Origin of the sequence: Benzoatithermus flavus (assembly GCF_037908215.1) — a bacterium.
GTDB classification, from domain to species: Bacteria; Pseudomonadota; Alphaproteobacteria; order Geminicoccales; family Geminicoccaceae; genus Benzoatithermus; species Benzoatithermus flavus.
Genome location: NZ_JBBLZC010000009.1, coordinates 125,630 through 148,765, shown reverse-complemented (window position 1 = coordinate 148,765; position 23,136 = coordinate 125,630). Strand labels below are relative to the sequence as shown.

Annotated in this window: 21 protein-coding genes; 4 read left to right on the top strand and 17 right to left on the bottom strand. The window is 69.5% G+C overall.

Going from position 1 to position 23,136, the window contains the following annotated elements; translation table 11 throughout:
• From U1T56_RS11185 to U1T56_RS11125, 13 genes are all read right to left on the bottom strand, one after another.
• A complete protein-coding gene (locus U1T56_RS11185) occupies positions 1–915 on the bottom strand; it encodes an ABC transporter permease subunit (RefSeq protein WP_418159551.1) in 915 nt (304 codons plus the stop codon).
• 220 nt (positions 916–1,135) lie between these two features.
• Complete coding sequence (locus U1T56_RS11180; RefSeq protein WP_418159550.1) at positions 1,136–2,455, bottom strand: cytochrome c peroxidase; 1,320 nt, start codon at positions 2,453–2,455, stop codon at positions 1,136–1,138.
• A 7-nt stretch (positions 2,456–2,462) separates the two neighbouring features.
• Positions 2,463–3,329: a hypothetical protein gene (locus U1T56_RS11175; protein ID WP_418159549.1), complete on the bottom strand. Its 867-nt coding sequence runs from the start codon at positions 3,327–3,329 to the stop codon at positions 2,463–2,465.
• A gap of 78 nt (positions 3,330–3,407) precedes the next feature.
• The gene (locus U1T56_RS11170) at positions 3,408–3,866 is read right to left on the bottom strand and encodes a hypothetical protein (protein ID WP_418159548.1); all 459 of its coding nucleotides are present in this window, start codon (positions 3,864–3,866) and stop codon (positions 3,408–3,410) included.
• 176 nt (positions 3,867–4,042) lie between these two features.
• The gene (locus tag U1T56_RS11165; RefSeq protein ID WP_418159547.1) at positions 4,043–5,500 is read right to left on the bottom strand and encodes an NAD-dependent succinate-semialdehyde dehydrogenase; all 1,458 of its coding nucleotides are present in this window, start codon (positions 5,498–5,500) and stop codon (positions 4,043–4,045) included.
• A 225-nt stretch (positions 5,501–5,725) separates the two neighbouring features.
• Positions 5,726–6,118, bottom strand: a complete 393-nt coding sequence (locus U1T56_RS11160; protein ID WP_418159546.1) for a DUF4174 domain-containing protein — start codon at positions 6,116–6,118, stop codon at positions 5,726–5,728.
• Between the two features lie 75 nt (positions 6,119–6,193).
• The gene (locus tag U1T56_RS11155) at positions 6,194–7,339 is read right to left on the bottom strand and encodes an AI-2E family transporter (RefSeq protein ID WP_418159545.1); all 1,146 of its coding nucleotides are present in this window, start codon (positions 7,337–7,339) and stop codon (positions 6,194–6,196) included.
• A 113-nt stretch (positions 7,340–7,452) separates the two neighbouring features.
• A complete protein-coding gene (locus U1T56_RS11150; RefSeq protein WP_418159544.1) occupies positions 7,453–7,890 on the bottom strand; it encodes an SRPBCC family protein in 438 nt (145 codons plus the stop codon).
• Between the two features lie 34 nt (positions 7,891–7,924).
• The gene (locus tag U1T56_RS11145) at positions 7,925–8,755 is read right to left on the bottom strand and encodes a phosphoenolpyruvate hydrolase family protein (RefSeq protein WP_418159543.1); all 831 of its coding nucleotides are present in this window, start codon (positions 8,753–8,755) and stop codon (positions 7,925–7,927) included.
• Positions 8,755–9,972 (bottom strand): Tm-1-like ATP-binding domain-containing protein, encoded by a 1,218-nt coding sequence (locus U1T56_RS11140; RefSeq protein ID WP_418159542.1) that lies wholly within the window; start codon positions 9,970–9,972, stop codon positions 8,755–8,757. The genes U1T56_RS11145 and U1T56_RS11140 overlap by 1 nt, the downstream gene beginning before the upstream one ends.
• Before the next feature lie 266 nt (positions 9,973–10,238).
• Complete coding sequence (gene speB, locus U1T56_RS11135) at positions 10,239–11,213, bottom strand: agmatinase (protein ID WP_418159585.1); 975 nt, start codon at positions 11,211–11,213, stop codon at positions 10,239–10,241.
• A 370-nt stretch (positions 11,214–11,583) separates the two neighbouring features.
• On the bottom strand, positions 11,584–12,210 hold the full coding sequence (locus tag U1T56_RS11130; protein ID WP_418159541.1) for a 3'-5' exonuclease: 627 nt from the start codon (positions 12,208–12,210) through the stop codon (positions 11,584–11,586).
• Positions 12,211–12,214: 4 nt separating this feature from the next.
• Positions 12,215–14,029 (bottom strand): putative nucleotidyltransferase substrate binding domain-containing protein, encoded by a 1,815-nt coding sequence (locus tag U1T56_RS11125; protein WP_418159540.1) that lies wholly within the window; start codon positions 14,027–14,029, stop codon positions 12,215–12,217.
• Between the two features lie 197 nt (positions 14,030–14,226).
• On the opposite strand from U1T56_RS11125, the gene U1T56_RS11120 reads away from it, so the two are divergent.
• Together U1T56_RS11120 and U1T56_RS11115 are read left to right on the top strand one after the other, a co-directional pair.
• Entirely contained in the window at positions 14,227–15,198 is a 972-nt protein-coding gene (locus U1T56_RS11120) for a DMT family transporter (protein ID WP_418159539.1), read from the top strand.
• An 85-nt stretch (positions 15,199–15,283) separates the two neighbouring features.
• The gene (locus U1T56_RS11115; RefSeq protein ID WP_418159538.1) at positions 15,284–16,462 is read left to right on the top strand and encodes an iron-containing alcohol dehydrogenase; all 1,179 of its coding nucleotides are present in this window, start codon (positions 15,284–15,286) and stop codon (positions 16,460–16,462) included.
• On the opposite strand, the gene U1T56_RS11110 is transcribed toward U1T56_RS11115, so the two are convergent.
• The gene (locus U1T56_RS11110) at positions 16,441–17,262 is read right to left on the bottom strand and encodes a matrixin family metalloprotease (RefSeq protein WP_418159537.1); all 822 of its coding nucleotides are present in this window, start codon (positions 17,260–17,262) and stop codon (positions 16,441–16,443) included. The genes U1T56_RS11115 and U1T56_RS11110 overlap by 22 nt on opposite strands.
• 302 nt (positions 17,263–17,564) lie before the next feature.
• Between U1T56_RS11110 and U1T56_RS11105 the strand changes: the two genes are divergently transcribed.
• Positions 17,565–18,881 (top strand): lipopolysaccharide biosynthesis protein, encoded by a 1,317-nt coding sequence (locus U1T56_RS11105; protein ID WP_418159536.1) that lies wholly within the window; start codon positions 17,565–17,567, stop codon positions 18,879–18,881.
• 6 nt (positions 18,882–18,887) lie between these two features.
• Here the strand turns inward: U1T56_RS11105 and U1T56_RS11100 are convergent, their stop codons facing one another.
• Positions 18,888–19,472, bottom strand: a complete 585-nt coding sequence (locus U1T56_RS11100) for a rhodanese-like domain-containing protein (RefSeq protein ID WP_418159535.1) — start codon at positions 19,470–19,472, stop codon at positions 18,888–18,890.
• A gap of 120 nt (positions 19,473–19,592) precedes the next feature.
• Here U1T56_RS11100 and U1T56_RS11095 point away from each other — a divergent pair, with 120 nt between their 5' ends.
• Positions 19,593–19,778 carry a hypothetical protein gene (locus tag U1T56_RS11095; RefSeq protein WP_418159534.1) on the top strand — a complete coding sequence of 62 codons (186 nt, stop codon included), beginning with the start codon at positions 19,593–19,595 and terminating at the stop codon, positions 19,776–19,778.
• A 258-nt stretch (positions 19,779–20,036) separates the two neighbouring features.
• Here the strand turns inward: U1T56_RS11095 and parC are convergent, their stop codons facing one another.
• Together parC and recO are read right to left on the bottom strand one after the other, a co-directional pair.
• Complete coding sequence (gene parC, locus U1T56_RS11090) at positions 20,037–22,280, bottom strand: DNA topoisomerase IV subunit A (RefSeq protein ID WP_418159533.1); 2,244 nt, start codon at positions 22,278–22,280, stop codon at positions 20,037–20,039.
• Positions 22,277–23,062: a DNA repair protein RecO gene (recO, locus tag U1T56_RS11085; protein ID WP_418159532.1), complete on the bottom strand. Its 786-nt coding sequence runs from the start codon at positions 23,060–23,062 to the stop codon at positions 22,277–22,279. The genes parC and recO overlap by 4 nt, the downstream gene beginning before the upstream one ends.
• Between the last annotated feature and the right edge of the window lie 74 nt (positions 23,063–23,136).

The following is a 23,136-nucleotide window of genomic DNA, read 5'->3' as shown; positions in this document are numbered from 1 at the left end:
TCAGACCTTCTCGATCTCGGGCTTGCCCAAGAGGCCCGTGGGCAGGAAGATCAGGACGACCACCAGGATGCTGAAGGCCGCCACGTCCTTGTACTGGATGGTGAAGTAGCCGGACCAGAACGCCTCGACGAGGCCCAGGACCAGCCCGCCCAGCATGGCGCCGGGGATCGAGCCGATCCCGCCCAGCACCGCCGCGGTGAAGGCCTTAACCCCGGCGAGGAAGCCGATAAAGAAGTCGATGACGCCGTAATAGAGCGAGGCCATCAGGCCGGCGACGGCGGCGAGCGCTGCACCCATGACGAAGGTGGCCGAGATCGTCCGGTCGACGTTGACCCCGCACAGGCCCGCCATCTTGAGGTCCTGCTCGCAGGCGCGCTGCGCACGGCCGAGGGGGGTGCTCGCAATCAGGAACGAGAACGCGGCCATCAGCACGACCGTGAGCACGATGACGAAGATCTGGGTGTAGCTGATCTGGACCGGAAAGGCGGTGTCGGCGCCGAACACGAAGCCGCCCGTGATCTTGGGCGGCAGGGGCTTGACGTTGGCACCCTGGGTGATCTGCACGAAGTTCTGCAGGAAGATCGACATGCCGATGGCGGAGATCAGAGGCGCCAGGCGGAACGAGCCGCGCAAGGGCCGATACGCGATGCGCTCCACCGTCCAGCCATAGGTGGCCGTGATCAGCATCGCCACGATCAGCACCGTGAGCAGTGCCAGAGGGACCCAGGTGATACCGAGCATGCCCAGGAGCGTGAACACGATCACCGTCAGGAAGGCGCCGATCATGTAGATCTCGCCGTGGGCGAAGTTGATCATGCCGATGATGCCGTACACCATGCTGTAGCCGATCGCGATCAGCCCGTACATGGCGCCCAGCGTGAGGCCGTTGACCAGTTGCTGCAGGAAGTAGCTCATCTTTTGTCATTCTCGTTGCGGCACCTGCCGGGGTTGACCGCTGGCACCTCCGCTGAGGGTCGGCAACAAGTCCGGCCTGAAGCCGACAAGGCGAAGCTACGTTGTATGCTGCACGCCTGGCCCAAGCAACTGCGCCACACCTGACGGCTTGTCAATCCGGCAACGAGCGGCGGTCCATGCCTGCTCGTGCCGAAGGACGATCGGCGCAGGGATTTTCCGCCTATTGGCTGCCGGCCGACTCGACCTCGACCGTGAGCCTCATGGCAGGATGGATGCCGCAGAACAGCTGGTAGCGGCCGGGCTCGGCGAAGGAGAGCGCTATGCTCTGCCCAGGGTCCTGGGCGCCGCTGTCGAAGGCGAGCCTGGGATCGCTGACGCGGACATTGTGCGTCCGGCTGTCGTCGTTGACGACGGTGAGCCGCTCGCCCGCCGCGATCCGGATATGGCCGGGCGCAAAGCGTTTGTCCTTCTGCCGGACCGTGCCGGTCGCGACCACCTCTTCCCGGCTCGCATCGGCGGGCACCGCCACGACCAGAGGAGCCGGCTCCTGTGTCTTTGCCGTGAGCGTGCCGAGAAAAGCCAAAAGGTCGCGGCGCTCGTCCGGGGTCAGCGCTATCCGCCGCAGATCGGGCGACAGGCTGGGCCGTTCCACGATCCCACCCGTGTAGTGATCGAGCACCTCGTCCAGCGTCGCGAAGCGGCCGTCGTGCATGTAGGGCGCGGTGCGGCCGAGCTCGCGCAGGCTGGGCGTCTTGAAGGCATGGTCGGCGACGTCGAGGCCGATCACGGCGCCACGGCCGCGATCCCCGCCGGGAAGGCCGATATCGTGGAAGCCGTGGTCGGTGAACGCCCAGCCCTCGTGGCAGTTGGCGCAGCCGGCCTTGCCGTTGAACAGGAGAAAGCCGCGGATCTCGGCCGCATCAAGGGCGTTCGCATCGCCCGTGATCCAGCGGTCGAAGCGTGTCACGGGCGAGACCAGGGTGCGCTCGTAGGTGGCAAGCGCCAAGAGCAGACGGGTCTCGTCCACCACGGGCGAGGCAGGAAAGGCTCTGGCGAAGGCCGCGCGATAGTCTTCGCGCGCGGCGAGCTTCCTCACACCTTCGGCAAGGGGCTGCGCCATCTCCTTGGGGTTCTGGATCGGCCCCTTGGCCTGCTCCTCGAGCGAGGCGGCGCGGCCATCCCAGAAGAGTGCCGGCGCCCAGGCGAGATTCCACAAGGTCGGCGTGTGTCGGGGCAGAAGTTCGCCGGGGACGCCGCGGCCCAGCGCCTGCCCGTCGGCGAAGCCCTGGCCGGGGTCGTGGCAGGTGGCGCAGGCGAAGCTGCCGTTCTGCGAGAGCAGCGGCTCGTGGAACAGACGCTCGCCCAACGCCGCCTTCTCGGGCGTGAACGGATTGTCGGCGGGAAACGGCACCCCGGCCGGCCGCGCGTAGCGGGCCTTGAGCCGCTCGAGCGCCCGGCCGCCGCCGGCCGCGGCACCGGGCAGAGGGGCGAGGACCAGGCTCGCCAGGAGCGCGAGGTGGAGAAAGCGACGGATCGCCATCGCCGCCTCAGCGCAGCCCGCTCGCCGCGAGCTCGATGTTGGACACACCCGCCAGCACCTCGCCCGGCTGCATCACCGGCTTCTTCGGCGGGGTGACGTCGGGCCAGGCTTTGCGCAGCTCGGCCAGGGACCTCTCGATCTCGGCATAACGCTGCGCGTTGCCGCTGCTCTTGAAGGCATCGGCATGCTTGCCGAGGAGATCCGCCGCCTCCTCCACGAAGCCCATGCTGTCCTGGTACTCGACGACGTTGACGAGCTTGCCTTCCTCGTCGAACGCATTGGCGTACTCCTCGGCCGCGGTGTCGAGGAGGGAGACCGCGACCGAGCCCACGAACGTGGCCGAGCCGCGCTTCTCGGCCGGCACGGTGGCAAGAGCCGCGTCGATCCGGCCCTGCACCTCCTGGAGCTGCTTTTCGTAGGCGGCGAGGTCGGCCTGGCGGCGCACGAGGCGGGCGAGCTGGTCGAGCGCATCGCCGAAGGGCGGCTGGTCGCGCTCGGCCAGGATCTCGCGGACGTTGGGATAGAGTTCCTCGATCGGGTGCAGGAAGTGCGGCAATGCCTCGGACCAGCGCCCGGCGCGCACGAGCCGGTCGCCGACGCGGTAGTGGCCCTTCATGAGGAGGAGATCGCTCGCGAGCGCCTGATCCGGCTCGAGGACGGACTCTTCGTCGGTCGTGGCGGCGCCGCCGCCTTCGCCACCCTCGCCGCCTTCGCCGCCCTCGCCACCCTGCACCAGCATCATGTGCCCGGCATGGCTCTGCGCCAGGGCTTTCGGGACCAGAAGGCCGTCGTCCCGGTCGAGACCGGCCGTGGCGGCACCGCCGACCAGGACAGCGCTGCCGATCCCGAGCCAGATCCGGGTCCGTTTCTGCATCTTTTGGCTCCTTGTTCCTTCGGGGGGAACTGCCGAAAACCGGTTGGAAAGGGAACTGCCGTCGCAGTTCCTGCGACATCAGTGCAGCACGGCCTCGCGCACGGCGGCCGAGGGCGGCAGGGAGAACACGTGGCCGGCGCGGCCGAGCACGTCCGCGAGCGCTCGCGCCGCCTCGCACAGCGCTGCCGCCCGCTCGGCGCCGACCAGGGCGCAGGCGAGCCGCTCGGACCGCACGATGTCACCGGCTTGTGCCGCGGCGAGGAGAGCGAGGCAAGTGGCCTCGTCGCGGCTGAGGCAGGCGCAGCGCAAAGGGCAGAAGCCCACCTCGCAGCGCGCGTGGCGCTCGAGACAGTCGAACAGGCGCTCGAAGCACTGGAGCGCCTGCTCGACGCCGGAAAGGCCGCAAGCGAGAAGGAAGCCCTGGACGAGCTTCGGCGTGGTCTCGCCCCGATCCGCGAGCCGCTGACGCAACGCCCAGAGGAGAAGCTGCCCGCCGGTGCCGAGCTGGCCGACGACGACGGTGGAAAGCGCTGTCATGCTGCCGTCCCGATTCCTGTCCTGCCGGGGCACGTGTCCGGCCGAATACCGGCATGTCCGGCACGGGCACGCGTCCGAAGTCGCGAACCTGCCTAGCGCAGGCCGCGACTTTCGGGAAGGGCGGCTACTTTACGATCAGTTTGAAGTGCTTCCAGAATTACTGTCCGTGGCGGGTCTCAGACGTCTCCCGGCAGCTCGATGCTCACGAACTTGACGTCGAGATAGTCGCGCAGGCCTTCCGCACCGTTCTCGCGGCCGAAGCCCGAGTGCTTCACGCCGCCGAACGGCATCTCGGCGGTGGCGACGGCGAAGCTGTTCACCCCCACCATGCCGACCTTCAGCGCTTCCGCCGTCCTCTGCGCGCGGCCGAGCGAAGCCGTGAAGACGTAGCCGGCAAGGCCGTAGCTCGGGCCGTTGGCGCGGGCGATCACGTCCTCGAAGCTCTGGAAGGTGGAAAGCGCCGCGATCGGGCCGAACGGCTCGTCGTGCATGACGCGGGCGGAATCCGGCACGTCGCCGAACACGGTGGGCTCGAAGAAGAAGCCCCGGTTGGGACTCGCCGGCCGGCGGCCGCCGCACAGGAGCGCAGCACCCGAGGCCTTCGTGTCCTCGACCATCCGCTCGACCGCTTCCAGCCGGCGCCGGTTGATGAGCGGGCCGATGTCGGTCTCGGGCTCGAGGCCGTGGCCGAGCCTCATGGCCTTGACCGCATCGACGAAGGCGTCCGTGAACGCGGCCCTGAGCTTCTCGTGGACGTAGAAGCGGGTCGGCGAGACGCAGACCTGACCGTTGTTGCGGAACTTCGCCACCGCCGAAGCCTTGGCGGCGAGCACAGGATCGGCATCCTCGTGGACGATCACGGGCGCATGGCCGCCGAGCTCCATCGAGATCCGCTTCACCGTGTCGGCCGAGCGGCGGATCAGGTGCTGGCCCACCGGGATCGAGCCCGTGAAGCTCACTTTCCGGATCAGCTCGGAATCCATGACGGCTTCCGCGATCTCGCCGGGCACGCCGGTGAGCATGTTGATCACGCCGGCCGGCACGCCCGCATCGAGGAAGCAGCCGATCAGCATGGCCACGGCCCCGGTCCCTTCCTCGGCCGGGCGGCAGACCACGGTGCAGCCGGCGGCGAGTGCGGGTGCGATCTTGCGCGCCTGCAGCACCACCGGAAAGTTCCAGGCGGTGAAGGCGGCGACGGGACCCACGGGCTCGCGCAAGGTCACGAAGCGCTGGCGGGTGCTCCGCCCCGGCAGGGTCTCGCCGTAGATCCGCCGCGCCTCGTCGGCGTACCAGTCGATGGTCTCGGCGGCAGCCAGCACCTCGGCCCGCGACTGGGCCAGGGGCTTGCCGATCTCGAGCGTCATGCGGCGCGCCACCCGATCGACCCGCTCGGCCAGGAGGCTCGCGGCCTTTCTCAGGATCTTCGAGCGCTCCCATGCCGGCACGCTGCGCCAGCTCTCGAAGGCCCGTGCCGCGGCCGCGATCGCGGCTTCCGTATCGGCGCGCCCGGCCTGCGCGATCATTCCGATCCGCTCCTCGGTGGCGGGGTCGATCACCGCCATGGTCGCACCGTCCGCGGCCGGGCGCCAGCACCCGTCGATGAGGAGCCCGGTCGAAAGCTGCTCTGTCGTCATCGGTCCCTACTGCCGTCGTTCCTGCCTGCCGGCCGCCCGTGAGCCGCGGCCGCCCTCTCCAGATGGCGACGCGCGAGCGCCGTGTCGACCTCCGGCACGGCTGTCCTGCCGGTAGCGGGAAACCCTTCGCGGCAGCGGCGCGCGCTTTCGTAGCGTGCCGACGGTGGGGAAACCGCCGGCCGAGAGGCCCGCGACGCAGCACCCCGCTCCGCCCGCGGGACCTTCTCAGGCCCGTGTCCGCGCCTCGCTCTGCCGCGCCGGCGGCATGTCGTCGATCAGCTCGAACAGATGCGCCGCCGACACGGGCTCGCCCGAGCGCAGCTCGACGGCGCCGTCCTTGCCGATCAGCACGGCCTGGAAGGGCTCGCCGGGCTTCACGCCATAGGCGCAGGCGAGCCCGCGCGCGTCGAGCGCCGGCATCTCGCCGCCTTCGGCCGAGACCTTGCCGCCGGCCGCCCAGACCACGACCACGTCGCGCGCCTGCAGGCCGACCTCCTCGCCCGCCAGCGCCCGACGCTGCCGCTGAACGGAGCCGCTGTCAGCCGTGGGCGACAGCACGAGCAGCACCCGTTTCCTGCCATGATAGCAGCTCAAGGGCGGATTCGTGACGCTCGTCATCGGTTTCAGCCCTCTGCAGATCCGGCCGGACGACGGGCTGCCGTCCGCGCCGGGACGCGTCGGGCGGGCTCGAGCCTAGGAACGGCCCCTTCTCGCCGGCCCGACCTCGCTGCTTGTGGAACCCGGAACGATCCAGGCCGGTTCCGACAATTTCGCCGGCTCGTCGCCGGCATCGGCGAAGTAGCGGCTGCTCCGCCACCGCTCGACCCCGAACCGTACCAGCACCGCGATCACGGCCGCCACGGGGGTGGCGAAGAACGTCCCGGCGAGCCCGAACAGCGCCGTCCCGGCGAGGACGGCGAAGATCACCCACACCGGATGCAGCCGGATGCGCTTGCCCACCACGCGCGGGGTGAGAAAGTTGCCCTCGATGAACTGGCCGAGCGCGAACACGCCCGCGACCAGCGCCATCGGCCAGAGCGAGCCGAACTGGAACGCCGCCACGGTGAGCCCGACCGCGACCCCGGCCAGCATGCCGACATAGGGGATGAACGAGAACAGCCCGGTGAGAAGGCCGATGATCGTGCCGTGCTGCAGGCCGACGAGGGTGAGGCCCAGGGCGTAGAACGTGGCGAGGAACAGGCAGATCAGCCCCTGGCCGCGCAAGAATCCGGCCAGCACCTCGTCCACCTCGGCCGCGAGCCGCCGGGCCAGGGGCAGGTAACGCGGCGGCACCACGCGCGCCACGGCCGCCACCATCCGGTCCCAGTCGCGTAGGAGATAGAACGTCACGATGGGGGTGACGAACAGGAGCGAGAGCAGGTTGAGCACGGCGAGGCTCGACTGCACGACGTTGCCGATCGCCGTGCCGAGGAAGCCGAGGGCCCGCTCCGAGAACCGGGTGACGAGGCCCTGCATCGAGAGTTCCTGAACGAGATCCTGCCGGTTCAGAGCCTCGAGCACGTGCACGAACCGCCCGCGCAGCGCCTCGAGATAGTCCGGCAGGCGCGTGGCGAGGTCCACCACCTGCTCGACCAGCACCGGCAGCAGCAGGAGCATCAGAGGCACCAGCGCCGCGAAGAACAGGACGGTGAGCGTCAGCGTCGCCGCCGTCCGCCCGAGGCCGGCACGCTGCAGCCGGTCGGCCACCGGATCGAGCACGTAGGCCGCCGCCATGCCGACGAGGAACGGCAGGAGAATCCCGCCCAGGAGATAGAGGACCAGCAGGAGCACCATACCCGCGGCGAGCCACGAGAGCACCGTGCGCAGGCCAGGGTTCAAGGTCCGGGTCTCCCGATTCACGAGCCGCCACGGCAGTGGGGCGGGCAGAAAGCAAGGTGCGCGCGCCCGGCCGGCGGGTCAACCCGGACGGACGCCGCCGCCGGCCGTTCCGCTCACCCGCCGAAATGCGCCTTCAGCGCATCGAGGCCGCTCTTGAACACCGCACCGGCGAAGGTCTCGACCCACGCCTCGATCTTCTCGGGCTCGCAGTCGAAGGTGGTCCACCACTCGACGAAGGCCTTGCCGCTGTCGGTCACGGGCGAGACCTTCAAGGTGGCGTGGTAGTTGCGGACGGCGAAGGGGGTCTTCTCGAAGTTGTAGGAATAGGAGCGCTCGACGTCGCTGAAGCTCAGAAGGCGCTCGCGCAGATGTGCCCCATCCTGAAGGTGGAAGCTGCGCACGGCACCCACCTGATCGCCTGCCTTGCCGTCCTCGATGACGCTGTCCGTGACCGCCGGATGCCAGGTGGCGAGGCCGTTGAAGTCGCGGATCAGCGCCCAGACCGCATCGGCCGATGCGTCGACAACGGTGCTGGCATAAGCCTTGGCCATGATTCCTCCCTCTTCTCTCTTCTGCTGGGGGACCTCAGAAACGGATCGCTTTGAAGTCGCGCGTGGTCGCGGTCAGCGCCTGCTCGGCCGGCAGGCGCTCCATCGACGAGGCGCCGTAGAAGCCGTGGCAATGGCGCGTGTGCCGGAGGACCCAGGCGGCATCCGCCGGGGTCGCGATCGGGCCGCCGTGGCACAAGACCAGGATGTCGGGGCGCACGGCTTTCGCGGCCTCGGCCATGGCATCGATCCGCGCCGGACAGTCCTCCAGCTTCAGCGCGGTCGCCGCACCGATGCTGCCGCCCGTGGTGAGCCCCATGTGCGGCACCAGGATGTCGGCGCCGGCCTCGGCCATGGCGACGGCCTGGGCCTCGTCGAAGACGTAAGGGGTGGTGAGGAGGCCAAGCGCGTGGGCCTTGCGGATCATCTCGACCTCGAGTGCGTAGCCCATGCCCGTCTCCTCGAGGTTCTGCCGGAACACGCCGTCGATCAGGCCCACGGTCGGGAAGTTCTGCACGCCCGAGAAGCCGAGCTCGCTCAGCCGCTTCAGGAAGGACTCGACGAGGAGGAAAGGATCGGTGCCGTTGACACCGGCCAGGACCGGCGTGCGCCGCACCACGGGCAGCACCTCGGCCGCCATCTCGAGCACGATCTCGTTGGCGTTGCCGTAGGCGAGGAGGCCCGCGAGCGAGCCGCGGCCCGCCATGCGGTAGCGGCCGGAATTGTAGATCACGATGAGGTCGATGCCGCCGGCTTCCTCGCATTTCGCCGAGAGGCCCGTACCGGCGCCGCCGCCGATGATGGGCTCACGGCGACGTGCCATGTCCCGAAAGCGGGCGAGGAGCTCCTCGCGGGTGAAGCGTGGCATCAGACGGCGATCTCCCGAAAAGCCTCGACCAGCGCCGCGGCGAAGGCCGGATCGTTGATGGCGTAGGGCAGGCGGCCGAGGCGGCGGCGTGCGGTCGGGCGGAACGTGGCCTCGATCGCCGCGAACAGGGCCGCATCGGCCACGGGATCGTGGAACGGCCCGCCGGGCACGTCGATCGCCGACACGCCGCCCTCGGGCAGGAAGAGGCGCACCTCGCCCTCGCAGGCATTGAGCCGCCCGGCGATCCAGCGCCCGATCGCCGCGTTCTCCTCGGGCGTCGTGCGCATCAGCGTGACCTGCGGGTTGTGGACGTAGAGGTTCCGGTTCCTGAATCGTTCGGGCACGGTCGCGAGCGGCCCGAAGTTCACCATGTCGACCGCTCCCACCGAGCCGACATAGGGCACCCGCGTCCGCGCGATGGCGCCGAAGCGGTCCTCATCGCAGGCCATGACGCCGCCCACGAGGAAGTCCGCGACCTCGGTCGTGGTGACGTCGATCACGCCCGCGATCAGCCCGCTGTCGACCAGCTTCTCGAGCGAGCGCCCGCCCGTGCCGGTGGCGTGGAACACGAGGCAGTCGTGATCGGCCTCGAGCGCCCTCGTCACCGCCTGCACGCACGGCGTCGTGACGCCGAACATGGTGAGCCCGATCGCCGGCCGATCCGGGGTCGCGGGTGCGGGCACGGGAAAGCGCATCATGCCGGCGAGCGCGTGCGCGGCGTTGCCAAGCACCCGGCGCGAGATCCGGTTGAGCCCCTGCACGTCGGTCACGGCGTAGACCATGCAGATGTCGGAGGCACCGACGTAAGGTGCCGTGTTGCCCGAGGCCACGGTCGAGACCAGGACCTTGGGCACGCCCACGGGCAAGGCGCGCATGGCCGGCGTTACGAGCGCCGTGTTTCCCGAGCCGCCGGCCGCGATCATGCCGCCGATATCGTCCTGCGCCGCCACGAAGCGCTCGAAAGCGAGGGCCATGGCGGCGATGGCGCGGCCGCGGTCGTCGCCGCCGAGCACGGCTTCCACCCCGTCCGGATGAAAGGCCGCGACCGCCGCCGTGCTCACGTCGACGCCGGCACCCGTCGCCCGCGTACCGAGATCGACCGTGCGCACCTCGAGCCCGGCCGCGCGCAGGAGGGCGGCCAGATAATGCAGCTCGGCCCCTTTCGTGTCGAAGGTCCCGCAGACATAGGCCACGGACCTTGGGCTTGCCCCGGCCATGGCGCCTCCCCGATTCGTCGTTGCGTTCGTTGCCCGACGCCTAGCATGGCGGAGCCCGGCCCGCCAGCCGGACGGAGGCTCGGATACCGACTTCGACCGCGGCGTTCACGACCGACGTCCGCTCGATCGTGGTGGAGAGCGAGTTCGCCTGCACCATGGGCTGGTAGGAGCCGATCGCCCGCGCTCCGGCCGGGAAGCGCTCGGCGGCGCCGACCTATCTCAAGACGCTGTGCAAGCGCCTGCCGTCCGTGGAGCGGCCGTGAAGATCAGGCGGCGCTCCGGCGCTGCACGGCATCGGCCAGCACGCACAGGAGCTCGAACATGATGTTGACGCCGACCCAGGCGGTCATGCCCGAGGGGTCGAAGGGCGGGCTCACCTCGACGAGGTCGGCGCCGATCAGGTTGAGGCCCTGGAGCTTGCGGATCATGCGCTGCGCCATGTGCGTGGTGAGGCCGCCGATCTCGGGCGTGCCGGTGCCGGGCGCCTGGCTCGGGTCGATGGAATCGATGTCGAAGCTGACATAGGTGAGCTGGTCGCCGACGATGGCGCGGGCTTCCGCCATCACCGCGTCCACACCTTTGTCCATCACCTCCTCGATCATGAAGATGCGCACCCCGTGCGCCCGCGCCCACTCCACGTCCTCGCCGTCGTAGGCGCTGCCGCGGATGCCGATCTGGACCACGCGGCTCGTGTCGATCAGCCCTTCCTCGGCGGCGCGGCGGAAGGGGGTGCCGTGGGTGAAGCGGAAGCCGCCGAAATAGCTGTCGTAGAAGTCGGTGTGGGCGTCGAAGTGGATCATGGCGACGGGCGCACCATGGCCGACGAGGCCGCGCAGCACCGGCAACGAGACGAGATGGTCGCCGCCCGCGGTCATGGGCACGATGCCCTTGGCGCGGACCCGGCCGTAGAAGGCCGAGACGCGCTGCAGGCTGTCCTGGACGTCGGCCGGGTTCACCGGGCAGTCGCCGAGATCGGCGCAGCGGGCCATGTGGAACGGCCGCAGGCGCGTCGCCTGGTTCAAGAGCCGGATCATGGTCGAGGCGTCGCGGAGCTGGCGCGGCCCGTGGCGCGGGCCCGGCCGGTTGGTGGTGCCGCCGTCCCAGGGCACGCCGATCAGGCCGATCTGCACGTCGTCGGCTTCCTCGACCGGCACGTGCGGCAGGCGCATGAAGGTCGGAATGCCGGCAAAGCGCGGCAGCTCCATGCCCGAGACGGGCAGGTAGGAACGTCTCTCGGCCATCGTCGCTCCTTCGCGATCTCGACCAGCGGATGGTTGCCGCGCCCGCGGGCACAGGTCAAACGCGAAAGTGGGGGGCAGGCCGCGCCGGCGGCGTGAGATGCCCGCCTCGTTCTCCGGGCGGCACGACGGCCGGTCGCGCAACGCGGCCAGCGCCACGCCGGTCGCGTTTGCGGTGATGGTGCGGTGTGGCCCGCCCGGTGGGTTCATCGCCACGGGCCGGCCGTCGATCGGCTCGTAGCGCTGCTCGGTGCCGTCGTCCCAGGCCAGGAACTCGGCCACGGTCATGCGTCCGACGGCAGGTTGCGCCATCGGTCACCGCCTCGGTGCCGATCATGCATCCGCCCGCGCATCCTGTCAGCGGTACCTTCGCTCAGCCCTCGGGCTCCGGCCTCCAGTCGCCCTTGAGGCGCAGATACATCATGGCGGCGAGGAGCGCGTCGTTGAAGGCGTCGTGGGCGGCGCGGCGCGGGAGGTCGAGGCGCTCGCGGATGGTCTCGAACTTGAGGTCGATGTTGGCGCCCGTGGGGAGCTGCTTCGCGCGCCAGTCGTAGTAGAGGCTCGAGACCTCGATCTGCCGGTTCGGCAAAGGCGCGCCGATGAGCGGGACGACGTGCTTGTTGAGCATGGCGACGTCGAACGCGAGGAAGTAGCCGAGCAGGGGCCGGTTGCCCACGAAGTCGAGCACGCGCCGCATCGCCTCCTCCACGGGCAGCGCATCCTCGAGATCGACCGGGCGGATGTGGTGGATCAGGATGGTCTTCTCCGAGACCGGCTCTTTGGGCTTGACCAGGAAGTCGAGGCGCTGGCTGGTCAGGATCGTGTCGCCTTTGACCTTGATGGCGCCGATCGAGAGGATCTGGTCGCGCCTGACGTCGAGGCCCGTGGTCTCGCAGTCGATGCTGACGAGCTCGTCGCCCTCGTAGGGCTCGAAGAGGCAGGCGAAGGACGGGTCCGCGAGCTGGCGGCGCCACCAGGCCCGCTTCAGGGATTCCAGCATCGGCTCAGAACCGGCCGAGATGGAAGTGGTGGCGGACCAGCTCCTTGAACTTCTTGACGATCTGGAGCGAGTCCTTGAGGAGATCGCGCTCGAGCTTGCTGATGGAATCGGGGCGGATGAAGTTGTCGAGCGGCTGGTGGAGGCGCATCTTCTCGAGCCGGACCGTGAGCCTGAGGCCCAAGAGATAGTTGAACGCCTCGGTGAGCTGCTGGGCGTAGGCCTGATCGAAGATGCCGAAGCCCTGGAGCCGGCGGATGCGCTGGACCGTGTTGGTCTCCGTGAGCCGCTTCTCGAGGGCGAGCGCCCTGACGCCGTGCATCAGCGGAAAGATGCCGCCCTTCTTGAGGTCGAGCTCGTCCTTGTGCGCTCCCTTCTCGGTGACGAAGGTCGTGAAGAAGCCCAGGGGCGTGTCGAACATGTCGATGGCGCGGGCGAAGCGGGCATGGAACACGGTGTTGTCGGCAAGGAGATCGAACAGGTAGCGCTTGGCCTCGTCCAGGAGCCGCGCATCGCCCGCGATCGCGGTGGCATCGTAGAAGATGGCGACGTTCATGAGCGCCTGCTCGTCCGGGGTCATGACCCAGTGGCGGACGTCCTCGCACCACTTGGCGAGCGGCTTCGACCAGGCCGGATTCCGCACCATGATCTCGCCGGGGCAGGGCGGAAAGCCGGCCTCGATCATGGCCTCCGTGAAGCGGTGACGGAAGCGCTCCCAGTCCGGCGGCTCGTAGCCGTCCGCGAGGATGATGCCGTTGTCCTGGTCGGTCTTGGTGAGATACTCGCCGCGACCCTCGCTGCCCATGACGACGAGGCAGGCATGCTCGGCGAGGCCCGGCGGAGCCAGGCTCTCGAACAGCTTGACCATGATCCGGCGATGCAGGTCGGTCGAGAGCTCGGTGATGAAGCCGATCTTGGTGCCGCTGTCGTTGAGCTGGCGGATCAGGAAGCCGATGCGCTCGCTGGCTTCGGCGAGTTCGGCCGGGGTGCGCGCGTGCTCGATGAGAGTACCGATCGGGTCGGCCTGGTTCGCGAGCGAGGAGAGCACGTTCGCGGCATCGAGCACGCCCACGATCTCGCCGCTCTCGTCCCTGACGGCGAGGTGACGCACGCGGCGGCGCGCCATCAAGAGGGCCGCCTCGAACAGGAAGCTGCCCTCGTCGATGCTGAGCACCTCCCAGTGGACGAGGTCGCGCACGGGCGTGTCGAGCGGGCGGCGCTGTGCCACGGCCGTGCGGGTGAGATCCACCCCGGTGAAGATGCCGATCCGCTCGCCGTCGCGCACGAGCAGTGCCCTCTGTCCCTCCCGGTCCATGTGGACGGCGGCCTCGTGCAGCGTGGTCGCGGGATCGACGAAGATCGGCCGGCGCACCATGTCCCGGCTCACCCGCGTCGTGAGGGCGCCCAAGGCCTGCGGGCCCGCCTGGCGCTGGCTCCAGGCCTCCATCTTGAGGGAGAGATCCTTGTAGAAGAAGGCGGCGAAGGCGGGATTGTTGGCGGTGAGCTCGAGAAAATCCTCGATCGGCAGCGCGTAGCAGATCGCCTCCTCGCGCACGACGAAATCGTGGCGCGAGATCTGGTGCACGAGGATGCCGCTGTCGAAGCCGTCGCCGCTCTCGTGGACGGTGACGATCTCCTCGCCGTCGCGTTCCTCCACGAGGCCCTTGATGACGACGTAGAAATGGTCGGGCAACGTGCCGGCGGCGATGATCGTCCGGCCCTTGCGGAAGAAGACGATGTCGACGGCGCGGTTGACGCGCTCCACCTCCGCCGGCCGCAGACGGTCGAAGGGCGGGCTCGTGAAGTCGAAAGCCTTGGGCATCGCTCGCTGACCTCCCCCGTGCCACACCGGGCCGATCGCCCGAAAGCCCGGCCTCGGCCGGAGATTAGGCCCATCACGGTCCGGCTTGACCATGCGACGCGCTGGCTGCATGGCAGGCCAGCCAGCGATGCGATTGTGCCGGGGAGCCCGTTCTCGCTAGGGGATGACACGAGGGCATCGGGCCAGGAGTAGCCGCCATGAGCACGATAGAGCGCGCCGCACGCGCGGCCGGGCCGACGCGCTCCGTGCCGTGGCGGACCGACGCGCGGCTTTCGGGCATCCTGTTCCTGTGCGCTGGCGCCTTCGTCTTCTCGCTGCAGGACATCGTCATCAAGTGGATCAGCGGTACCTATCCGATCACGCAGGTGCTGACCATCCGCTGCATCGTCGCCATCGGGCCGCTGCTGCTGATCCTTGCGTGGGACGGAGGGTTCGGGGGCCTGCGCACCCGCCGGCTCGGCCTGCAGATCCTGCGCGGCGGCTGCCTGTTCCTGAGCTACACGGCCTATTACCTCGCCATCGCGGCCCTGCCGCTGGCCGAGGCCGTGGCGCTGTTCTATTCCGCTCCCCTCTTCATTCTGGCCCTTTCCGTGCCACTTCTGGGCGAGCGGGTCGGCCCGCGCCAATGGCTCGCGGTCCTCGTGGGCTTCCTCGGCATGCTGGTCGTCTGCCGGCCGGGTATCGGTATGTTCGAGCCGGCGGCGCTGTTCTCGATGGCCTCCGCCTTCGTCTATGCGGTGGGCCAGGTGCTGGCCCGCGATCTCGGCCGGACCGAGCGCGCCTCGGTGATGACGTTCTACCACAACCTCGTCAACCTGACGGCGGCCTCCGCCATCGGGCTTCTCGCCGGCAGCGGCACTTACGCCCGCTTCGCCCACCCGAGCCTGCAGTTCCTTCTGCGCGGCTGGGTCGCGCCGGGCCTGCGCGATCTCTTGATCATGGCCGCGACCGGGCTGATCGCGGCCTTCGGGAGCTGGTGTCTGACCAACGCCTATCGGGTCACGGCCGCCAACGTGGTCGCACCCTTCGAGTACTCGGCGATCTTGTGGGCGACCTCGTGGGGTTTTCTCGTCTGGGGCGAACGGCCGGCGGCGGTCGTGCTCCTCGGCATCGCCATGATCGTCGCGGCCGGCCTCTACGTGCTCCGCGCCGCCCCGGCGCGCGCCTGAGGGGGTATGGGCGCTGCTGCGGCTTTCTTACCTTCTGCACCTGGGCTATCCCGACGGGGACTGCGTTTGGGAGGACGAAAACGACATGCCCGAGCTCGATCTGGCCTCGCTCTCGACGACCTGGAACTACCCGACGACCGTGCTGTTCGGCGCCGGCAGCCTCGAGAAGGCGGCGCGCGCCTGCGAGAGTGCCGGCATCAGACGTCCGCTCGTCGTCACCGATCCGGGGCTCGCGAAGCTGCCGCTGGTGCAGACGCTGCTCGACCATCTGCGCGCGGGCGGGCTCGAAGCCGGGCTCTTCACCGACGTGAGGCCGAACCCGGTCGCTGCCAATGTCGAGGCCGGGCTCGAGGTGCTGCGGGCCGGTGGGCACGACGGCGTGGTGGCGCTCGGCGGCGGCAGCGCACTCGATGCCGGCAAGGTGATCGCCTTCATGGCCGGCCAGACCCGGCCGATGTGGGACTTCGAGGACATCGGCGACTGGTGGAAGCGGGCCGACCCGAAAGGTATTCTTCCCATCGTCGCCATCCCCACCACGGCCGGGACGGGCTCCGAGGTCGGGCGCGCCGGTGTGATCACCGACGAGGCGACCCATACCAAGAAGATCATCTTCCATCCCCTGATGATGCCCAAGACCGCGATCCTCGATCCCGAGATCACGGTCGGCCTGCCGCGCCATCTCACCGCCGCCACCGGCATGGATGCGCTGGCGCACTGCATCGAGGCCTACTGCGCGCGCGGCTACCACCCGATGGCCGAGGGCATCGCCGTCGAGGGCATCCGGCTCGTGAAGGAGGCGCTGCCGCGGGCCTGCGCCGACGGGAAGGATCTCGCGGCGCGCGGCATGATGCTGACGGCCTCATCCATGGGGGCGGTGGCGTTCCAGAAAGGGCTCGGTGCCATCCACAGCCTGTCGCACCCGGTCGGTTCGGTCTACGACACCCATCACGGGCTCACCAACGCCGTCGTGATGCCCTATGTGCTCGCCTTCAACCGGCCGGCCATCGAGGCGAAGATCGAGCGGCTCGCGGCCTGGCTCGGGCTCGAAGGCGGCTTTTCGGGCTTCATGCGCTGGGTTCTGGATCTGCGCCGCGAGCTCGGCATCCCGCACACGCTGCAGGAGCTGGGCGTGCCCGCCGACCGGTTCGACGAGCTCGCCGGGATGGCGGTCAAGGACCCGACCGCGGGCGGCAACCCGGTTCCGCTCGACGTCGCGGCGGCGCGGCGGCTGTTCGAGGAGGCCTACTCCGGCAGGGCTTTCTGAGCCGGCTCGCAAGCGGCGGCGAGCGCCGTGGCGTTGGCCGCGGCCGCAGCCGGGCAGGGTTCGCCCGGCTGCGCCGCCGCCTGCACCGGAACGGCGTCGCCGGCGGGACCATAGAGCCGGACGACGGCGTCGATGTCGCTCTGGGCCAGCCGGATCGCGCCGGGCGAGGCCACCTTCTCCTGGTAGGCGAAGCCCATGATGCCGTGGTCCCGGCCCTGGTGGTCGAGGCCGATGGCGTGGCCGATCTCGTGCGTCGCGACGTAGCGCACGTTGTAGGTCTTGGGATCGCCGTCGATCCCGATCTCCCAGCGCTCCGAAGGGTCGAGGCAGATGGTGGATCGGCCGATGCCGTCGATCGGACCGCTCGCGGCCGGCTTCTGCACCACGTTGGTGAACGCCACGCCGGCCGAGCCGGCCTGGGCGCCGATGACGATGTCGGCCCGGTCGGCATCGTCGATCCGGACGAAGCGCAGGCTCGCGGCTTCGGACCAGAGCCTGAAGGCGGCGGCGATCTCCCGGTCGAAGCTCTGGAACGTGATGCCGGCCGGTGTCAGCAGGGTCGCGATCGGGGCCATGGCGGCACAGTTGCGAGCCCCCGGAAAGCTGCGCGTCTCCTGGAGGTAGGCGTAGGTGATCTCGGCCGGGCTGCCGTAGGCGAGCGGCCCCCACTTGACGTAGTGACCGGCGAGCTTGAGCAGGCCGCGGTCGCCCGGCGGGGCGATCTCGGCGGCTTGCGCGGCCGCGAGGCCGACGAGTAGCACGGCCAGAAGGACGGCAGGCTTGAACCGGAACCGGGGCAACCCATCGCTCCCCACAGTAGCCGTCGGTTGCGCTCGCGATCGAAGCCGGAACCATCGCGGCCGACGACCGTTTACGACAGTTTCCGTAATGGAGAGCGGGTTGCGGGCGCAAGTCGCGGCTTGTCCTGCGGCGTTAAGCGCGGGCTGCCGCCATCGAGCGAGTGTCCCGCGCGAGAGCGTCGGCTTCGAGAAGGTGCCGTGACGGGTGGATGGCTGCGGCCGAGATCCGCCGCTATGGTGCCGGCCGTTTCCTGCCGACCCGCTTAGGGTCGGGCCGTTCTGGTAGAGGTCGGTGCCGGCCCATGCACGCCGCGATGCTCGTCGATTCCTTGTGGGTGCTCCTGACCCGGCTGGTCATGCGAGCCGCCAACTTCGCCGTGTTCCTGCTGCTGGCACGGAGCCTCGGCGTCGCCGAGTTCGGCTTCTACGGCTACGTCATGTCGACCGCGCTCGTGCTCGCCGTTGCCTTCGATCTGGGCCTGCGCCAGTCCGGGGCCTGGCTGATCGGGCAGGAGCCCGAGAGCGATGCCGCCGTCACGACTCATCTCGTGGCGCTGTGGCTCGTCCTCGGCGCGCTCGGCGTGCTCGTCTGCTGGCTGATGCTGGAATCCGCCGGTTACGCCGCGAGCTACGGGCTTCTTGCGCTCGTGGGTGCCCTCAACGTGGCGCCGATGCTCTGCCTGCGCACCGGCCAGGGCGTGTTCCTCGGCCGCGGCGAGCTCGGCAAGCTCAACCGGTCCGAGCTGATCTCGCGCGCCGTGGTCCTCGTCGGCACGGTGAGCTTGTGGGCCACCGGCCTTCTCGATGTGCGAAGCGCCGTCTGGACGCTGCTCGCGGCCCACGTCGCCGCATCCCTCTATCTCCTCGTGCAGATCGGGGGCGGCATCCGGCCGAAGACGCTGTTCCAGCCCCGTCTGGTGGCGCGGATGCTGCGCTACGGCGGCGAGCTGTGGGTCGCGATGCTGCTCCTGATCCTGCTCGGCCGGATCGGCTTTTGGGTCGTGAGCTGGCAGCTCGGCGAGCAGGCGCTCGGGCTCTATTTCGGCTCGCAGCGCCTGGGCGAGATCCTGGTCGAGGTCGCGACCGCGGTCGGCATCGTGATCTTCAGCTACGGTGTCCGGGCCAAGGACATCCGCGCCTCCGCGCTGGATGCCATCCGCATCGCCCGGCTCGTGACGGCGCTCATGGCGCTCGTGGCGCTGGCCGCCATGGTCGCGGCGCGGCCGCTCCTGGGGCTGGCGCTCGGGCCCGAGTACGCGGCCGAGCCCGACGCCTTCCGCCTCGTGATGCTGGGAGCGCTCGCCAGCTCCTACACCACCATGCTCTATCCCTGCCTGTCCTCGCAGGGACTCGCGCGCTTCGGCATCCTGGCGTTCGGCCTCGGCAGCGCCGTGGCGGCACTAGCCTTCGCCGGTCTCACCCCGCTCTTCGGCCTCGCCGGCGCCGGCCTCGCTTACGCGCTGGCGCAGAGCTGCGCGGTTGCCGTGATCGCCTACGCCTATCGCTGCCGCTTCGGCTTTCCGATCGTGGCGGTCGTTCTGCCGCAGGCGGAGGATGCGCGCATGCTCCGCGACATCGCCTGGACGGCGCTCGGCCGGCTGCGTCGAGCGCGGCCGTGAGGCCGCTCAGGAGCAGCGGGCCCTCGCACCGCTCGTCGTGCCGCAGGTGGGAGCGCTGGCGCGCCGGTTGTAGGGCAGGCGGGCGAGCAGGCTCGCCATTCCACACCGGCCAGTGATCCCGGCGAAGATCAGCCCGAAGCCGACGAAGCCCGAGAGCAGGTGCCAGGCCGGGGCGACCCAGAGGCCGAGGAGGAAGCCGAGCACGATCAGGCTGCCGGCCGCGATCTGCACCTGACGCATGATCGGCAGCGGTGCCCTGGCATCGCCGGCGACGGGCAGGCCCGCGCGCTTCCAGGCCTGAAGGCCGCCCTGCAGATGCCAGACCTCGCGGGCACCGGCTTCGAGGAGCATCTGTGCCGCCTGGAGGGAGCGCGCACCGCTGTTGCACTGGAGGACGATGCGCGGCCCGCGCCGTGCTGCGAGCGCCGCAGCATCGAGACGGTCGAGCGGCATCGATTCCGCGCCCTGGATGCGCTCGCGCCGGTGCTCGTCCTCGCCCCGCACGTCCACCACCACAGCGGAACCCTCGTCCAGCCACCGCTTCAGCTCGCCCGCGGCGACCTCGTGCAGGCCGGTCGTCATCGTCGTCATCGCGTTTCTCCATGCCGTTCGGGAGCAATGATAAGGTAAGTCTAATATGATAGAATGTTGATATGATACAAGGCCCACCGGCCAAAAGGAACGGCCGCCCGAAGGCGGCCGCTCGATGGGATGACGAGATCGACCGGCAGCTTACGGCGCCTCGAGCGTCTCCGGCCGCTCGCGCAGCAGCGCGAGATCGCGGCGCAGCTCGTCCACCTCGGCCTGGCGCAGCGCTGTGCGGTCGAGGCGGTGCTGGAGCGCGGCATAGCCGCGCCCCAGAGGGGTGAGGCCCTGGTCGATCGTGGGGAGCCGTGACCCGATCAGGCTGAGCCGGGCCAGGATCTCTTCCTGCCCGGCCTCGATCCGGTCGAGCCGGCGGTTGAGCGTATCGAAAGCGCCGCGAAAGAAGTCGATCAGCGGTTAGCTCATGGTCGAAGCCCCTCTCGCATGGGACCGGGCCGGCGCCCGATAACGGCTCTCGTCACGACGAGGATCTCCCTATCGGCAAGGAGGAGCTTCGCACCTCTGCGCACCGCACGCCACATTCTTCGTCTGCGGTTTCCGGCTCGAGGCTCAGCCGAAGCGGTGGCTCTTCGGGAAGCCCGGAGGCGCCATCCGGCCGGTCGTGGCCCGGGCACCCCGCCAGGGCGTCACGTCGGCGAGCCGCTTCCCCTTCCCGTTGCCGTTGCCGGCCCAGGTGAGGCCCTGCGCCGGGTCGAAGGTCTTGAGGTCGGCAAGCTCGGCATCTTTGAGCTTCATGAGCGTCACACCTTTGCCGCGCGCCTGGACCGGCAGCTCGGCGAGCGGGAAGACCAGGAGCTTGTGGTTGCTGCCGGCGAGCGCCACGTGATCGCCCTCGACCGGAAAGGCGCCGAGCAGCGAATCACCCTCGGCGAGGTTGACGACCTGCCGGCCGGCGCGGGTCTGCGCCTCGATCTCCTTCTCCTCGGCGACGAAGCCGAAGCCCTTCCGCGTCGCGAAGACGAGGCGGCCGTCCGGGCGAACCACCCTGAGATCGAGGATCTCGACCCCCTTCTCGAGGTCGATCGAGAGCGAGATCGGCTCGCCGTGGCCGCGGCCGCTCGGCAGCTTGTCGACGGCGAGCGTGTAGACGCGACCGTTGCCGGCGACGACCATGAGCTTGTCGCTGCTCTGCGCGCGCAGGACGAAGCGCTCGCTGTCGCCCTCCTTGTACTTGATCTCGGCCGGGTTCTCGATCGTGCCCCGCATGGCGCGAATCCAGCCCAGGCGCGAGCAGACCACGGTGACGGGATAGCGCTCGACCGGCTCCTCGAGCGCTTCGAGGCTCACCACTGGCGCCTCGGCGAGCGTGGTGCGCCGTCTGCCGAGAGCACCGCCGCCGAACTGCTTTCTCGCCGCCTGGAACTCCTCCTTGAGCCTGGCACGGCGCTTGCTCTCGTCGGCGAGCAGCTCGAGCAGGTCCTGCCGCTCGGCGGCGAGGCGCTCGCGCTCGCCCCGAAGCTCCATCTCCTCGAGCTTGCGCAGGTTGCGCAAACGGAGGTTGAGGATGGCCTCGGCCTGCCGCTCGGTGAGATCGAAGCGCGCCATCAGCGCCGGCTTGGGCTCGTCCTCCTCGCGGATGATGCGGATCACCTCGTCGAGATCGAGAAAGGCCTTGAGATAGCCCTCGAGCACCTCGAGCCGGTCCTCGACCTTGGCGAGCCGGTAGCGCGAGCGCCGGACCAGCACCTCCATCCGGTGGGCGAGGTAGGCGCTCAGGACCTCGGCCAGGCTCATCACCCTGGGCGTGCCGGCGGCGTCCAGCACGTTCATGTTGAGCGGGAGCCGGACTTCGAGATCGGTCGTGCGGAAGAGCTGCTCCATCAGCAGCTCGGGCGGTACGGAGCGGCTCTTCGGCACCAGCACGAGGCGCACGGCCTCGGTGGACTCGTCGCGAAGATCGCCCAAAAGCGGCAGTTTCTTCTGGCCCAAGAGTTCCGCGATCCGCTCGACGAGGCGGCTTTTTTGCACCTGGTAGGGGATCTCGGTCACGACGATCTGGTACTGGCCGTAAGGGAGATCCTCCTTCTCCCAGCGGGCGCGCAGGCGGAAGCTGCCGCGGCCGGTGCGGTAGGCTTCGAGCAGCGTCGTTTCGGGCTCGATCAGGATGCCGCCCGTGGGCAGGTCCGGACCCTTGATGTGCTTCAGGAGCTCTTCGGCCGTGGGTTGCAGAGCAGTGGCGGCGCGGCCGGCCATCCAGGCAAGGGCGGAAAGCAGCTCGCCCGCGTTGTGCGGCGGGATGCTGGTCGCCATGCCGACGGCGATGCCGGAAGCGCCGTTCGCGAGCAGATTGGGAAAGGCGGCCGGCAGGACCACGGGCTCCCGGTCGCTGCCGTCGTAGTTGTCGCGAAAGTCGACGGCGTCCTCGTCGATGCCGTCGAGGAGTGCCATGGCGACCGTGGTGAGGCGGCTCTCGGTGTAGCGCATCGCGGCGGGGTTGTCGCCGTCGATGTTGCCGAAGTTGCCCTGACCGTCGACGAGCGGGTAGCGCTGGGCGAAGTCCTGCGCCAGGCGCACGAGCGCGTCGTAGACCGCGGCGTCGCCGTGCGGATGGAACTTGCCGATCACGTCGCCGACCACGCGGGCGCATTTCTTGAAGCCACCCTGCGGGTCGAGCCGGAGCTGCAGCATGGCGTAGAGCAGCCGGCGCTGCACGGGCTTCAGGCCGTCGCGCACGTCGGGCAGCGAGCGCGCGGTGATGGTCGAAAGGGCATAAGCGAGATAGCGCTCGCTCAGTGCGTCCTTCAGGTTGACGGGACGGACGGTATCGTTGGCGGGCTGCGTGGCTCGGCTCATTCAGGGGTCTCTTGATCCTGCTCCTGGAGGAGCGTCACGAGGCGCTCGCGGGCGGCGGGCAGCGGCCGGTCGGCCGGGGCGAAGACGTGCTTCGCCAGGAAGTGGCCGGCGAGCCGCAGGCCCGCGAGGATATCGGAGAACATAGCAGGAACGTCCTGTAAAAGGAACGGGGGCAAGGGCAGAAGGCGGGGGGCGAGGTCGCCCGCACCCTCGCGGCTCACGGCCCGGCCCGTGCGCGGCGAGACGAAGGCCAGATCCTCGGCCCGGCCGGTGGCGGCGCAGCGCTCGAGGTCGAGCGCGAAGCCCAGGTCCTGGAGCAGCAGGAGCTCGAAGCGGACATAGGTCTCGAGCCAGCGCGGATCGCCCAGCATGGCGTCGAGGAGCTTCAGGAGGCCGGCATAGAGCCGGGGATGCGGCTCGCGCTCGGCCAGGCTCTGCTCGAGCAGCGTCGTGGCGCTGGCGAGGGCCGCGAGGCGCCAAGGATCGTCGATCAGCCGGTTGCCGCAGAGCTGTACGGGCTCGAGCGTGTAGAGGCCGAGATGCTCGGGCAGCCGCGCCTTCCAGGCGAGCTCGAGCCGGTTGCCTGGCTGGAGCAGCGGCCGCGCGCGGCGTCCGATCCCGCCCTTGACCAGCCCGAGATGCCGGCCGTGCTCGAAGGTGAGCGCGCTCAGGATGGCATCCGTCTCCCCGTGGGGGCGGGCGGAAAGAACGATGCCGTCGTCGTGCCATTCCATGGGCTGGAGATAGGCTGTCCTGTGAGTGGTCGCCAGCGTTGTCCGCACGTCATCACTTGACGTTGCAAGCGGCATTGAGCAGCCTGAGCGCGCAATTATAGCAGATCGCTACAACCTGCAGC